Below are 13,599 nucleotides of genomic sequence, written 5' to 3' on the forward strand. Positions count from 1 at the left end.
ATGGAAAATCGTACATCGAAACGTCCACAGAAGATCGGTATGGTCGTCTCCAACAGTATGGATAAGACGATCGTGGTGGAAATCTCGACATTGGTCAAGCATCCCGAATACCACAAGATGATGAAACGCACGATCCGTATTAAAGCGCATGACGAGAATAATCAGGCGAAAATCGGCGACCGCGTTCTGGTAATGCAGACGCGTCCACTGTCGAAGACAAAACGATATCGCCTCGTTGAAATCCTCGAAGAAGCGAAGTAAGAGAGGGGGCTTCAATGTTACAGAATGAAAGTCGTTTGAAAGTCGCCGACAACTCCGGCGCAAAAGAACTCTTGGTCATTCACGTCATCGGCAGTACCGGTCGTAAATACGCGCATATCGGCGATCAAATTCGCTGCACGGTCAAAAATGCGACGCCAGGCGGCACGGTGAAGAAGGGCGACGTTGTCACCGCTGTTGTTGTTCGCAGCAAAGACGGTGTTTCGCGTCCGGACGGCAGTGTGATCCGCTTCGACGATAACGCGGCGGTCATTGTCAAAGATGATAAAAACCCGGTGGGCACACGTATCTTCGGGCCGGTTACGCGCGAGCTTCGTCAGAATGGCTACATGAAGATCATTTCGCTCGCACCGGAAGTACTGTAAGGAGTGGACTATGCACATTAAAAAAGGTGATCAGGTCCAGGTGATCTCCGGCAAATATAAAGGAAAAGTCGGTGAGGTATTACAGGTTTTTCCGAAAGCGAACCGGGTCATCGTTAAGGACGTCAATATGCAGGTGAAGCACAAAAAACCGCGCAGCATGCAAGAGCCGGGTGGAATCCTCCATCGCGAAGGCCCCATTCATGCCTCGAATGTGCTGCTTTATGATGAAGCGGCAAAACGCGGCGTGCGCACACACACAGAAATCAAGGACGGGAAAAAAGTTCGTGTTTCCACGAAGAGCGACACCCGTTTTGATCAGTAAGGGGGACGACCATGGACAATACTTTATATACACTCTATAAAAATGAGGTCGTGCCCGCTTTAATGAAGGAATTCTCCTACGACAACATCATGCAGGTGCCGAAGCTGGAGAAAATCGTCATCAACTGCTCCATGGGCGAAGCAAAGGACAACCCGAAGGTGTTGGAATCGGCAGCGCATGAATTGCAGGTCATCACGGGTCAAAAGCCGGTGATCGTCAAAGCTAAGCGCTCGGTGGCGAACTTCAAACTGAGGGAAGGACAGGCCATTGCGACCAAAGTCACCCTTCGCCATAAGAAAATGTATGATTTCCTTGAAAAGCTGATTGCGATCGCGCTTCCGCGTGTTCGCGACTTCCGTGGCGTTTCCGCTACGTCGTTTGACGGCCGTGGCAACTACGCTATGGGCGTGAAAGAACAGCTGATCTTCCCGGAAATCAATTATGACGATGTGGACACGATTCACGGTATGGACATTATCATTGTCACATCCGCTCAGACGGATGAGGAAGCCAAATCGTTCCTCAGCCACATGGGCATGCCGTTCGCAAAGTAAGAGGAGGAGAAATGGCAAAAAAATCATTGATTGCGAAACAGCAGAGAAAACCGAAGTTCTCGACGCGCGCCTATACTCGCTGCAGCATCTGTGGCCGTCCGCACGCTGTTCTCAAGAAGTACGGTATTTGCCGCATCTGCTTCCGCGAACTGGCTTATCGCGGGGAAATCCCCGGCGTGAAAAAGGCCAGCTGGTAAGCTGAGGAGGAGGTAGAAACATGATGACAGATCCGATCGCGGATATGCTCACGCGCATCCGCAATGGCAATATGAAAAAACACGAATCCGTCGTAGTTCCGGCATCCAACATGAAGAAGAATCTGGCACAGATTCTTTTGGACGAAGGCTACATCAAAGGATTCAACGTCGTGGAAGATAACAAACAGGGCATGATCACCATCGATTTAAAATACGTGGATGATCAGCGCGTCCTCTCCGGCCTCAAGCGCATTTCCAAACCCGGTCGTCGCGTCTATGTACGCGCTAACGAGGTTCCTCGCGTATTGGACGGTCTGGGCATGGCGATTCTCTCGACTTCCCGCGGCGTTTTGACCGACAAGCAGGCACGTGAACAAGGTGTCGGCGGCGAAGTGATCTGCTACATTTGGTAAGGGGAGGTAATTATGTCAAGAATTGGATTGAAGCCGATTGACATCCCCGAGAAAGTGGACGTTTCAGTCGACAACACCAACACGGTTAAGGTCAAAGGCCCCAACGGCGAACTTGCGCAACAGATTCCCTCTGCGTTTAAAATTGAGCAGGATGGCAAGGTGATGCATGTGGTTCGTCCGGATGATGAAAAGAAAACTCGCTCGCTGCACGGTCTTTATCGTACACTGATTGCCAATATGCTCGAAGGCGTAACCAACGGTTATACGAAAAAGATGCACATTGAAGGCAGCGGTTACCGCGCACAGAAGCAGGGCAAAATGCTGGTCATGAACCTCGGCTTCTCGCATCCGGTTCAGATGCAGGATCCGGATGGAATCACGACCGAAGTGCCGGATGATCGTACGATCATCGTGAAGGGCGCGGATAAACAGCAAGTTGGAAACTATGCGGCCAACATTCGTAAATGGCGCTTGCCGGAACCGTATAAGGGCAAGGGTATTCTTTACGAAGGAGAACAGGTACGTCGCAAAGAAGGTAAAACAGGCAAGTAAGGAGGCGCTTAGATGGCACAGTCTACAAAAAATGCAAATCGGTTGGCGCGTCATGCCCGTGTTCGCAAAAAGATTTCGGGCACTGCGGATCGTCCGCGCCTGAACGTCTACAAGAGCAATATGAACATGTATGCGCAGATTATCGATGATGAAGCCGGCGTAACGCTTGTTTCGGCATCGACGCTCGACAAAGATGTAGAAGTCAAAGGTTCCACAGTGGAGTCCGCCAAGGCGGTGGGCGAAGCGGTTGGAAAGAAGGCTCTGGAAAAGGGCATCGAGACGGTCGTCTTCGACCGCTCCGGCTACATCTATCATGGCAAGGTGAAGGCGGTCGCCGAAGGCGCTCGTGAAGCCGGCCTCAAGCTGTAACCGGGGAGGAGGAATCATGTATAAAGAAGACAACAAGCAAGAGCTTGAAGAAAAAGTCGTCTCGATTAACCGCGTCTCCAAGACGGCCAAGGGTGGACGCACGGGCCGTTTTTCCGCCATCGTTGTTGTTGGCGATAAAAAAGGCCGTGTCGGTATTGGAACGGGCAAGTCGCTGGAAGTTCCTGACGCCATCCGTAAAGGTTCCGAAGAAGCCAAGCGTTCTATGGTGAATGTTCCGCTGGTCGGAACCACCATTCCGCATACGATTATCGGTCGTGACGGTGCAGGACGCGTTCTGTTGATGCCGGCAAAAGAAGGTACCGGTATCATCGCCGGCGGTCCGGTGCGTGCGGTTTGTGAAATGGCGGGCATTACCGATATTCGCGCGAAGTCGTTGGGCTCTTCCAATGCGCGCAGCATTGTCAATGCTACCATGAACGGCCTACTCACTATGAGAACGGCGGATCAGGTTGCTCGTCTACGCGGCAAGAGCGTAGAAGAAATTCTGAAGTAGGAGGCCGAGCATGAGTATGTTACGAATTACATTAAAGAAAAGCTTCATCGGCCGCCAGGATAAACAGATTAAAACGGCGAAAGCGCTGGGCTTGACGAAAGTCGGGCACACGGTTGAGCATGAGGATACTCCGTCCGTTCGCGGTGCGATCCGTAAGATTGATTTCATGCTTGATGTCGAGGAAGTACAATAGGAGGTTGATCATGAAATTACATGAATTAAAGCCTGCACGTGGCGGCGAAACCAAAGAGCGTAAGCGCGTCGGCCGTGGTCATTCCTCCGGTTGGGGAAAATTTGCCGGGCGCGGCCGCGACGGACAGAATTCGCGAACCGGCGGCGGTGTTCGTCCGGGCTTCGAGGGCGGTCAGATGCCGTTGTTCCGTACGCTGCCAAAACGCGGATTCCACAATCCGTTTTCCAAGCAGTACGCGGTGGTCAATTTAGACGATCTGAACGGCTTTGAAGAGGGTGCCGTGATTACGGCACAGACTCTTGTCGAAGCAGGTATTATTCGCCAAAATGAGCTGGTGGACGGATTAAAGGTTCTCGGCAATGGCGAATTGGATAAAAAGCTCACCGTGCAAGCCACGAAATTTTCCAAATCTGCTGAAGAAAAAATTCAGGCAGCCGGTGGAAAGGCTGAGGTGATCTGATGCTTTCGACACTCAAGAATGCGTGGGCAACGGAACAGACGAAAAAGCGCATCATCTTTACGGTGTTGATGCTGATCATTCTTAGACTCGGCAATGCACTGCCTATTCCGTTTGCCAACTTGCAGCTCATCAACCAGATTTATAATTCGGTGGAGGGAAGCCTTCTCGGCATCATGAATATGATCAGTGGTGGCGGATTGGCGAACTTGAGTGTTTTGGCTTTGGGCGTCGGCCCCTATATTACGTCTTCCATTGTTATTCAGCTGTTGACATTCGCTATTCCGCAGCTGGAAGAAATTTCCAAAGAGGGTGAGGAAGGCCGCAAAAAGATCCAGCAGTATACGAAGTATCTGGGCGTTGCCTTGGCAGTTGTGCAGGCGTTCGCATTGGTACAGGGCATTTTCTCTGGCGCCTTCGGCAATGGCGGCGCCTTGGAAAAGGCAATTGCGGTTCTTGTCATGGTTGCCGGTGCATCCTTCGTGGTGTGGATCGGTGACCTGATTACAGAACATGGGGTCGGAAACGGCGTTTCCTTCATCATTTTCTTAGGCATCGTTGTGCAGATGCCGGGAAGACTGTATGCCATGATTCAAGCCGTTCTTCATGGACAAATGAATCCTCTGGTTCTGCTGCTCATCATTGCCATCACGATTGCGATCACGGTCGTTGTGGTGTTGCTCAATGAAGGGGAGCGTAAGGTACCGGTGCAATATGCCAAGCGCGTGGTCGGCCGCAAGATGTATGGCGGTCAGGCGACGCACATTCCCATCAAAGTCAACATGGCAGGCGTGATGCCCATTATTTTCGCATCCGCTTTGCTGGCCATCCCGCAGACGTTGGCTTTACTTTTCGGCGGCGGTGTACAGCGCTTTGTTGCACAGTATTTGACACCGCAGGGATGGATCGGATTCATCGTGCAGCATGCGTTCCAGGTGCTGCTGATCATCCTATTCGCCTATTTTTACAACTCCATCCAGTTTAATGCTTATGAGTACTCGCGCAATCTGCAGCAATCCGGCGGATTTTTGCCGGGCATCCGACCGGGAAAACCGACGACGGATTATCTGCAGCGCATTGTCGGACGCATTACACTGGTTGGCGCTATCGTGTTGGCGGTTCTTTCGGTCATTCCGGGTCTGGTGAACAAAGTATTCTCCGTGAGTCTGGGATTCGGCGGAACGTCCATCATCATTGTGGTCGGTGTCGTGCTGGAAATGGTGCGCACGTTGGAAGCGCAGTTACAAATGCGTCATTATCGCGGCTTCTTAAAGCGATAAGAAAGGAAGGCTACGATGAGGCTCGTATTACTTGGCCCTCCGGGAGCCGGAAAGGGCACACAGGCAAAAATGCTGGAAGAACGCTATCATCTGTCGCATATCTCCACGGGCGACATCTTCCGTGCAAACATCAAGAACCAAACCGAGTTGGGCAAAAAGGTGGAAAGCTATCTTTCCTCCGGCCAATTGGTACCGGATGAGCTGACCATCGCGATGCTCTGGGACCGCTTGGATCGCGAGGGCGATAAGGGCTTTTTGCTGGACGGCTTTCCGCGTACGCTGGAACAGGCGGACGCTTTAAAAGCCGGTCTCGCGAAACGGGCATGTCCATTGGACGCCGTCATCTCCATCGAAGTCGAGGAAAAGGTGCTGGTCAAGCGGCTGGCGGGCAGAAGAACCTGTCCGCAATGCGGCGCCTCCTTCCACATTACGGATCAACCGCCCCAAAAAGAGGGAATCTGCGATGTATGCGGCACGAGCCTTATTCAGCGTACGGACGACACCGAAGAGACGGTGCAAAATCGCATTGCTGTCTACCGAAAACAAACGGAACCGCTTGTCGCATATTACGACAAGGAAGGGATTCTCGTTCATATCAACGGCGATCAGCCGGTAGAATCGGTTTTTCACGCCATTGAAGAGGCGTTAACGGTATGACGTTAGAAGCGAATATGGATCAGCCGTGTCCTTACGTTCCCGGTCAGGTTGTGCGATCGAAGGCCGGACACGACAAGGGCAAGGTCTTTCTCGTACTGGATCGTTGTGATGCGAAACATGTTCACGTGGTGGACGGGCGAACGAGAACGCTCGCTCATCCCAAGAAAAAGCGCGTCATTCATTTACAGCCCTATCGGGCCATCGTGTCCGATTTACAGACGATGAAAGGGGATGCGGCGTTGGACGACGCTACCATCCGCAAATGGTTGGCTCCCTATCGGGAGGCACAAACGAAGGAGGAAAGCTGATGTCATCAAAAGACGTGATTGAAGTCGAAGGCGTCGTCAAAGAGCGACTTCCAAACGCCATCTTCATCGTCGAGCTGGAGAACGGACATGATGTCATGGCCCATATTTCCGGAAAACTACGCATGAATTACATTCGCATTCTGGAAGGGGATCGCGTGACCGTGGAGCTGTCTCCCTATGATTTAACCAAGGGACGTATCACGTGGAGAAAGAAATAGGAGGAAGCAATGAAAGTCAGACCATCAGTAAGAAAGATGTGTGATAAATGCAAGATCATCAAGCGCAAGGGTCGCGTGATGGTGATCTGTGAAAACCCGAAGCACAAACAGCGTCAAGGCTAAGGAGGTGCGACTTTGGCTCGAATTTCCGGGGTGGATCTACCCAAAGAAAAGCGTGTAGAGATCGGTTTAACGTATATTTACGGCATCGGTCGTTCACGTTCCAATGAAGTTTTGAAAAATGCGGATGTGAATCCGGACACGCGCGTGCGCGATCTTTCCGAATCGGAAGTACAGCGCATTCGTGAACAAATTGCGGAGTATCACGTGGAAGGCGACCTTCGCCGTGACGTTTCCATGAACATTAAACGTCTCCGTGAAATCAACAGTTATCGTGGCAACCGTCATCGTCGCAACCTTCCGGTTCGCGGGCAGAACACGAAAAACAATGCCCGTACACGTAAGGGTCATAAGAGATAAGGGGGGATGTTATGGTAGCGCAAAAGAAAGTCACCAGACGTGGCGGGAAACGCCGCGTAAAAAAGAATATTACGAACGGTCAGGCTCATATCATCTCGACCTTCAACAATACGATCGTGACCCTTTCCGATTTAAATGGAAACGTGATTTCATGGGCTTCCTCCGGACAGCTGGGTTTCCGCGGTTCGCGTAAATCGACGCCGTATGCGGCGCAGCAGTGTGCGGAAGAAGCAGCACAAAAAGCGATGGAACAGGGCCTTAAGACCGTTGAAGTGTATGTAAAAGGACCGGGCTCAGGTCGTGAATCCGCCATTCGTGCATTGGAGACGGCGGGACTTAGCGTGACGCTGATTAAAGATGTTACGCCCATTCCGCACAACGGCTGCAGACCGCCGAAGAGAAGAAGAGTTTAACGGAGGCAATCATGGCAAGATATACCGGACCGATTTTAAAACGTTGCCGTGCCTTGGGAATTGAGCCCCAGGTCGTCGGCATCGATAAGAAAAGCCGCCGCAATCCGAAGCGCAACACACGCAAGTTGAGCGACTACGGTATGCAGCTTCGCGAAAAGCAAAAAGCGAAATTCATTTACGGCGTCTCAGAAAAAGCATTTCGTAACCTGTTTGGTCGTGCTACTCGCATGAGCGGACAGGCCGGCTGGAACCTTTTGAAGTTATTGGAGCTTCGCTTCGATAACGTCGTGTATCGCATGGGCTTTGCTTCGACGCGTGCACAGGCACGTCAGTTGATTGTTCATGGTCATTTTGATCTGAACGGCCACAAGGCGACTGTGCCTTCCATGACGCTGGAAGTTGGCGACGTCATCAGCGTTCGTGAGCGTTCACGTAAGAATGCATTTTTCAAGAGCACCGAAGAGAACATCTGGAACCAGATGCCTTGGGTTTCGGTGGACGAAGAAAAATTGCAGGGTCGTATTCTCTCCGAGCCGATGCGTGACAACATCGATTATCCGATTGAAGAGACACAGATTGTCGAGTTGTACTCGAAGTAATTCCGCCCCGCAGCGCGACATGGAAATCGAGTTCGACAGAACAGAAGGGGAGGCTGATCCGTGGTAGATCGACTCAATACAAAAGTTGAAATCCTGGAATTGGATGAACACAAGAACTATGGACGCTTTAGTATGTCTCCGTTAGAGCGCGGATACGGGACCACAATCGGCAATTCGCTTCGCCGTGTGTTACTCTCTTCGCTGCCGGGTACAGCGGTATCCAACATCAAGTTTGATGAAGGGGTTCCGCATGAATTTACGACCATTCCCGGCGTTCTGGAAGATGTGCCGGAAATCGTCCTGAACATGAAGGGACTTGCCGTGCGCCGTTTACAGGGGCATGGAGAAGAAGTCACATTGCGCCTGGATGTGGAAGGGCCGAAGATCGTAACGGCTCGTGATATTCAAGAGAGCACTGAGGTGGAGATTGTCAATGACGATCATTATCTCTGCACGTTGAATACGGACGGCAAAATTCATATGGAATTGACCGTCATCGACGGCGAAGGGTACGCGCTCGCTGACCAGAACAAAGATGCGGATGATCCGATCGGCACCATCGCGATTGATTCCTCCTTCACACCAGTGAAGAAAGTCAATTTCGAGGTGCAGAATACGCGTGTACAGCAGATCACCGACTATGACAAGCTCATCCTCGAAGTATGGACCGACGGCACGGTAACGCCGCAGGAAGCCATTTCACAAGGAGCAACGATTCTTATGGATCACTTGCGCCTGTTTACGGAGCTGCCCGCGTTTGTCATGGAAGAAAAGGATGAGGCTTTGGAAACGCATGCGGAAGAAGATGCGCTTTTACAGAAGCCCATTGAAGATCTGGATCTTACACTGCGCAGCTATAATTGCCTGAAGCGTTCGGATATTCATACGCTGGGTGACATTGTTCGCATTTCCGCAAACGAGCTGGCTAAGATTCGCAATTTTGGCAAGAAGTCCTATGCCGAGGTAGAAGAAAAAGTGCAATCCTTCGGCCTGGAACTCAATCATTCACAAGAGTAACATTAAGGAGGAGACATTGGCGAACTTACGAAAACTGGGAAGAAGAACCGATCATCGCACAGCCATGCTGCGCAATCTGGTCTCATCCCTTTTCCTGAACGGTCGGATTACGACCACCGTCACCCGCGCCAAAGAAGCACAGAGGATGGCGGACAAGCTGATTACCGAAGGCAAAAAGGGTACATTAGCCGGAAATCGTGCGATTTCTTCAGAATTGTACAGCAATGAGGTGGCCCGCAAAGTGGTTGAGGAAATTGCTCCGTCCATGAAAAATCGCAACGGCGGCTATACGCGTGTGCTGAAAGTCGGCATGCGTCGCGGCGATTCGGCGGACATGGCGATTCTGGAGCTTGTCACCGAAACGGCAACAAAAAAGACCAAGAAGAGCACGGAAAAAGCGGCCGTAAAAGAGACAAAAAAAGTCGAACCGACGGCTGAGCCGAGCGAAAGCGAAGTATCCACTGCAGAAGAAACCGGCGAAGAAGCGAAAGCAGAAGAGCCGAAAGAAGCTTCCGAAGAACAGGAAACAGCTGAGGAAGAAAAAGCGGAAACAAAAGAAGACACCGAGGCGTAATTTTATTCCTCTCTACAGCTTGTCGGCGCGGAACGATATCGTTCCGCGCCGTTTCTTTTGTTTGATTTTTCCTCTTGCCCAAAGCCGAGGGACGAAGGTCGCTTGCTTCTTGACAGCCTCCTTGCCCTTTTCTATCATAAAGGTGCTAAAAATTTTCATGGAAAAGCCAAAAGCGTGATGGAACGCAAGAGGAGGAAAAGGGAAGATGCTTACGGAAAAAATGCCCAGCAGTCGCGAAGACTTGCATGTCGTATGTCTCGAATCCGACCGTTTACGCGTCATACTGCTGCCCGAAATCGGCTGTAAGATTGCTTCCATTATTTATAAGGCCAATCAGTTTGAAGCACTTGCTCGGCCGCTGGGGCATGAGACCGCGACAGAGCAGGCGAAGCTCTATGCTCGTGCCTATCCCGGCGCTCCCTTTGATCAGTTCGATTTGTCCGGCATAGATGATTGCATTCCGACGATTGACGCTTGCAGAGTTGAAAAACTGGGGCGCTTTGCCGACCATGGCGATGCTTGGAGCCGACCGTGGAATGTGTTTGAGGAAGATCGATCTGTGTGCTCTGTCAAAGCTTTCTTTCGGCTGTCTTCGATACCCCTCTATTTTGAGCGGCATGTTCGTTTGGAAGGAAGCACCCTTTTTCTTTCGTATCGTCTTCTGAATGAATCCATCGACGAGCGTCCTTGGCTTTGGGCTTTGCACGGCCTCTGCCATTATGAACCGGATGCGATCCTTTCTTGGCCGGAGCCGTATACGCTGTTCAATGCTCATGGCGAAGAGCCGTTTTCCTTTGACCCGCGAAAGCTTTCCGAAGTACCACAGCAAGAGGCCTATAAATTCTATTTAACAGATCCGGTTCCCACAGGAAAAGCGTCCATTTTTTATCCTTCCCAACACATGCGAACAACACTGCAATGGGATGCAGAACAGTTTCCATACCTTGGCGGGTGGATTAATACGGGGGGAAGCCCCGGCTCGCGTTGCATTGCTTTAGAGCCCACCAACGGTTTTTATGACCGATTGGATCGTGCCATTGCCAATGACAAAGTGGGGCGCATCGCTCCGGGTGCGGAGATTTTTTGGCAGGTGCAAATAACCATAGAAGAGGTGCAATAGTCGCGCTCTCTCAAATAATGAGGAATACTATGCAGGATCAACAGGAGAAACGAATCAGCAAAGAAAGTCGCCAAAGCGCGGGACGAAAGGGCAGCGTGTTGGGCATTGTAGCGAATGCTTCTCTTGCCGCAACAAAAATCCTGATCGGCCTTCTCAGCGGCGCCTTGTCCATCTTCGGTGACGGCATCAACAATCTCTTCGATGCGCTGTCGGCGTTTGTTTCGTTGTTTTCCTTCTATCTTGCCGGAAAACCGGAGGATCGTGAACATCCCTTCGGCCACGCACGGGTGGAGTACATGGGCTCTTTTTTCATCGCCATAATGATTCTGTACGTTGCAGTGAGCCTGTTCTGGGAAGGCATCAAGCATACCATGACGCCGGTCGACGTACATTTTTCCGTTTTACAGATGAGCCTTCTTCTGCTGTCGATTGCCGTCAAGGTGATCATGGCAATCCTGTATACGCGTTGGGGGAAGAAACTATCTTCAAACGTGTTTTTGGCGACGGCGGCCGATGCCAAATCCGATATACTTGCCACGTCGGCAATTCTCCTCGCCCTTATCTTGTCGCCGATTATCGGCATTCCGCTGGACGGACCGTTCACGGTGGTGGTGGCGATTCTCATCGGCAAAAACGGCGTTGATATTTTGCGCACGAATTACGATGCTCTGCTGGGGAAAGCACTGGATGGCAAGCTTGTGTCGGCCCTCACCAAATCCTTACTCGCTTTTCCCGGTGTGTTGGGCATTCATGATATGATTATCCATGATTACGGTCCGGGAAGCCGTTTTGTTACGGTTCATGTAGAAGTGGATGGCCGAAAAAGCGCGATGGAAAGTCATGAATTGGTGGACCGCATTGAACGCAGCATTGCGGAAACGTATCAGGTTGAAATCACGATTCATATGGATCCCTTGCAGCCGCGCACAAAGGAAGTGGTTGCCATGGAAAGACGGATCACGGAGTGGGTGAAGGAACAAGATCCGCGCTTTACCATCCATGATTTCCGACTGATTACGCAATCGAAGGGAAGGAACATCCTTTTTGATGTGCTGATTCCCTGGGATAAAGCAATTCATACCGAAGAATTGAAACAGGCATTGGAACAACGCGTACACACACACTATCCGGACGATGAGGTGCTCATTACGATCGACCGGGATCTTGTAATGCATAGAGAGTAACGAAAGGAGAAGATATGGACGATAGAGAGAAAAAGAGCGCCGCAACATCAGCTCCTCCTTCCGGAGTTTCTGCGGCTGCTTATAAAGAGAACGATTCGATGAACGATGAACCGTATCCGTCGGGAAGGCGGAAGTGGCGTGTTTTTGCTGGGCTTTTCTTTCTTTTGGCAGTAGCCTATCTTCTCGGCGTATTTTATTTCTCGCGCTACAGCTATCCTAAGACCAGTGTAAATGGCTATTTTGTGGGCCGCCGCCCCGTATCCGCTTTAACAGATATCCTACCCGAAGGAAACGCGCATCATTACGTCGGTCGCGATGCGGAAATCACTTTGGATCCCCAGAGTATACATCTGCGCTATCAGCGGCAGGACGGAACCTTCCGTCAGCCCTCTTCTTGGAAGTGGCCGCTGGAATACTTTTTAGCGCACGATTATTCTCTTGCCGGATATAATGTCGAATACGATGAAGAGCGCTTAGTCTACCTGCTCAAAGAAGCCGGATTCGATCCGGATGGAGAGCCACCAAAGGATGCTACCCTCGAAGCGTCGGGAGACGTCGTACGCATCAAGCCGGAAGAACCGGGCAAGCGCGTAGATATGGACGCTTTAAAGGCCATCATCTTTCAGACCATCTCCGGCAAGGAGGAGACAGTGCATGTGGAGGACGCATATGAAAAACCGAAGGTGACGAAAGACGATCCCCGATTAGCGGCCGATAAGGAAAAGGTCGAAAAACTTTTGGCCACCACCATTACCTATGTTTTGGGCGATAAAACCTATGTCTTCGGTCCACAGGAGATTTTTCCGCTTCTCGAACGTGATGCCGCAGGAGAATACACCTTGCCGGATTCCAGCATTCAATCCTTTGTTGTCAAGATGGCCAAAGAAACGGACACTTACGGAACCTCACGGCAATTTGAATCCACCGGTGCGGGAACGGTGACCGTTCCGCCGGGCATTTACGGCTGGCAAATCAATGTGAAGAAGACGGTTGCAAGCATAAAAGAAATGCTCGCAAAAGGCGAGACGGTACCGGATGCCAAACCGGTCTATAATCACACCGGCCTTGCGCGCGGAACGGAAAATGACATCGGCAATACGTACATTGAGATTGATCTCTCCCGTCAACATCTTTGGGCGTATCGGGATGGAAATTTGCTTATCGATAGTGATATTCGCACCGGAAAAGTGAATCACTTCAACGAAACGCCGCGAGGCGTACACATGATCTGGAGTCGGGAAAAGGGGAGACAGCTGCAAGGACAATTCAAAGACGGTACGCCGTATAATTCCAAAGTCGACTATTGGATGCCTATCAATTATGGTGGCGTAGGTATGCACGATGCATCCTGGGTAACGGCTTTTGGCGGGCAGTATTATATTTATTCCGGATCGAATGGATGTATTAATTTGAATTTGGAAACCGCCAAGACCATATATGACAACTTTACAAACGGTACGCCGGTGGTAATATACGAAAGCTCGACGAACTACTCGCCGGCGGATCACAGCTTCTAAGATAGAAGACAGGAGAA

23 protein-coding genes and 1 pseudogene are annotated in these 13,599 nt (G+C 51.0%); all 24 read left to right on the top strand.

Annotated features, from left to right (window positions below; translation table 11 throughout):
* On the top strand, positions 1–261 hold the full coding sequence (gene rpsQ / locus FXY30_RS03770; protein WP_071705379.1) for a 30S ribosomal protein S17: 261 nt from the start codon (positions 1–3) through the stop codon (positions 259–261).
* 14 nt (positions 262–275) lie between these two features.
* The gene (gene rplN / locus FXY30_RS03775) at positions 276–644 is read left to right on the top strand and encodes a 50S ribosomal protein L14 (protein ID WP_071705380.1); all 369 of its coding nucleotides are present in this window, start codon (positions 276–278) and stop codon (positions 642–644) included.
* Between the two features lie 10 nt (positions 645–654).
* Positions 655–966, top strand: a complete 312-nt coding sequence (gene rplX / locus FXY30_RS03780) for a 50S ribosomal protein L24 (protein WP_071705381.1) — start codon at positions 655–657, stop codon at positions 964–966.
* Positions 967–977: 11 nt separating this feature from the next.
* Positions 978–1,520, top strand: coding sequence for a 50S ribosomal protein L5 (rplE, locus tag FXY30_RS03785; RefSeq protein ID WP_071705382.1), 543 nt, complete (start codon positions 978–980; stop codon positions 1,518–1,520).
* Between the two features lie 11 nt (positions 1,521–1,531).
* Positions 1,532–1,717, top strand: a complete 186-nt coding sequence (locus tag FXY30_RS03790) for a type Z 30S ribosomal protein S14 (protein ID WP_071705383.1) — start codon at positions 1,532–1,534, stop codon at positions 1,715–1,717.
* A gap of 20 nt (positions 1,718–1,737) precedes the next feature.
* Complete coding sequence (gene rpsH, locus FXY30_RS03795) at positions 1,738–2,130, top strand: 30S ribosomal protein S8 (RefSeq protein WP_071705384.1); 393 nt, start codon at positions 1,738–1,740, stop codon at positions 2,128–2,130.
* Positions 2,131–2,142: 12 nt separating this feature from the next.
* Entirely contained in the window at positions 2,143–2,682 is a 540-nt protein-coding gene (rplF, locus tag FXY30_RS03800; protein WP_071705385.1) for a 50S ribosomal protein L6, read from the top strand.
* Between the two features lie 12 nt (positions 2,683–2,694).
* On the top strand, positions 2,695–3,051 hold the full coding sequence (gene rplR / locus FXY30_RS03805) for a 50S ribosomal protein L18 (RefSeq protein ID WP_071705386.1): 357 nt from the start codon (positions 2,695–2,697) through the stop codon (positions 3,049–3,051).
* 16 nt (positions 3,052–3,067) lie between these two features.
* Positions 3,068–3,565 (top strand): 30S ribosomal protein S5, encoded by a 498-nt coding sequence (rpsE, locus tag FXY30_RS03810; protein ID WP_071705387.1) that lies wholly within the window; start codon positions 3,068–3,070, stop codon positions 3,563–3,565.
* Positions 3,566–3,575: 10 nt separating this feature from the next.
* A complete protein-coding gene (gene rpmD, locus FXY30_RS03815; RefSeq protein WP_071705388.1) occupies positions 3,576–3,758 on the top strand; it encodes a 50S ribosomal protein L30 in 183 nt (60 codons plus the stop codon).
* A gap of 10 nt (positions 3,759–3,768) precedes the next feature.
* A complete protein-coding gene (rplO, locus tag FXY30_RS03820; RefSeq protein WP_071705389.1) occupies positions 3,769–4,218 on the top strand; it encodes a 50S ribosomal protein L15 in 450 nt (149 codons plus the stop codon).
* Positions 4,218–5,495, top strand: a complete 1,278-nt coding sequence (secY, locus tag FXY30_RS03825; protein WP_071705390.1) for a preprotein translocase subunit SecY — start codon at positions 4,218–4,220, stop codon at positions 5,493–5,495. The genes rplO and secY overlap by 1 nt, the downstream gene beginning before the upstream one ends.
* A gap of 15 nt (positions 5,496–5,510) precedes the next feature.
* Entirely contained in the window at positions 5,511–6,152 is a 642-nt protein-coding gene (locus FXY30_RS03830) for an adenylate kinase (protein WP_071705391.1), read from the top strand.
* Positions 6,149–6,460 carry a KOW domain-containing RNA-binding protein gene (locus FXY30_RS03835; protein WP_083428183.1) on the top strand — a complete coding sequence of 104 codons (312 nt, stop codon included), beginning with the start codon at positions 6,149–6,151 and terminating at the stop codon, positions 6,458–6,460. The genes FXY30_RS03830 and FXY30_RS03835 overlap by 4 nt, the downstream gene beginning before the upstream one ends.
* On the top strand, positions 6,460–6,678 hold the full coding sequence (gene infA / locus FXY30_RS03840) for a translation initiation factor IF-1 (RefSeq protein ID WP_019190257.1): 219 nt from the start codon (positions 6,460–6,462) through the stop codon (positions 6,676–6,678). Before FXY30_RS03835 ends, infA begins: the two co-directional genes overlap by 1 nt.
* Positions 6,679–6,687: 9 nt before the next feature.
* A complete protein-coding gene (gene rpmJ / locus FXY30_RS03845) occupies positions 6,688–6,801 on the top strand; it encodes a 50S ribosomal protein L36 (RefSeq protein ID WP_019190256.1) in 114 nt (37 codons plus the stop codon).
* A 12-nt stretch (positions 6,802–6,813) separates the two neighbouring features.
* Positions 6,814–7,158 carry a 30S ribosomal protein S13 gene (rpsM, locus tag FXY30_RS03850; protein ID WP_071705392.1) on the top strand — a complete coding sequence of 115 codons (345 nt, stop codon included), beginning with the start codon at positions 6,814–6,816 and terminating at the stop codon, positions 7,156–7,158.
* 11 nt (positions 7,159–7,169) lie between these two features.
* Complete coding sequence (rpsK, locus tag FXY30_RS03855) at positions 7,170–7,571, top strand: 30S ribosomal protein S11 (protein WP_071705393.1); 402 nt, start codon at positions 7,170–7,172, stop codon at positions 7,569–7,571.
* A gap of 11 nt (positions 7,572–7,582) precedes the next feature.
* Positions 7,583–8,170, top strand: a complete 588-nt coding sequence (gene rpsD, locus FXY30_RS03860; protein WP_071705394.1) for a 30S ribosomal protein S4 — start codon at positions 7,583–7,585, stop codon at positions 8,168–8,170.
* Between the two features lie 60 nt (positions 8,171–8,230).
* Complete coding sequence (locus FXY30_RS03865; RefSeq protein ID WP_071705395.1) at positions 8,231–9,187, top strand: DNA-directed RNA polymerase subunit alpha; 957 nt, start codon at positions 8,231–8,233, stop codon at positions 9,185–9,187.
* A gap of 16 nt (positions 9,188–9,203) precedes the next feature.
* Positions 9,204–9,542: pseudogene (gene rplQ, locus FXY30_RS07665) on the top strand (50S ribosomal protein L17); the annotation flags it as partial.
* Positions 9,543–9,966: 424 nt separating this feature from the next.
* On the top strand, positions 9,967–10,881 hold the full coding sequence (locus FXY30_RS03875; RefSeq protein WP_071705396.1) for an aldose epimerase family protein: 915 nt from the start codon (positions 9,967–9,969) through the stop codon (positions 10,879–10,881).
* Between the two features lie 29 nt (positions 10,882–10,910).
* A complete protein-coding gene (locus FXY30_RS03880) occupies positions 10,911–12,065 on the top strand; it encodes a cation diffusion facilitator family transporter (RefSeq protein WP_071705397.1) in 1,155 nt (384 codons plus the stop codon).
* 14 nt (positions 12,066–12,079) lie between these two features.
* Positions 12,080–13,582, top strand: a complete 1,503-nt coding sequence (locus tag FXY30_RS03885) for a L,D-transpeptidase family protein (protein WP_071705398.1) — start codon at positions 12,080–12,082, stop codon at positions 13,580–13,582.
* The last annotated feature ends 17 nt before the right edge of the window (positions 13,583–13,599 follow it).

The organism is Murdochiella vaginalis, from assembly GCF_902381775.1.
In the GTDB taxonomy this organism is placed as follows: domain Bacteria; phylum Bacillota; class Clostridia; order Tissierellales; family Peptoniphilaceae; genus Murdochiella; species Murdochiella vaginalis.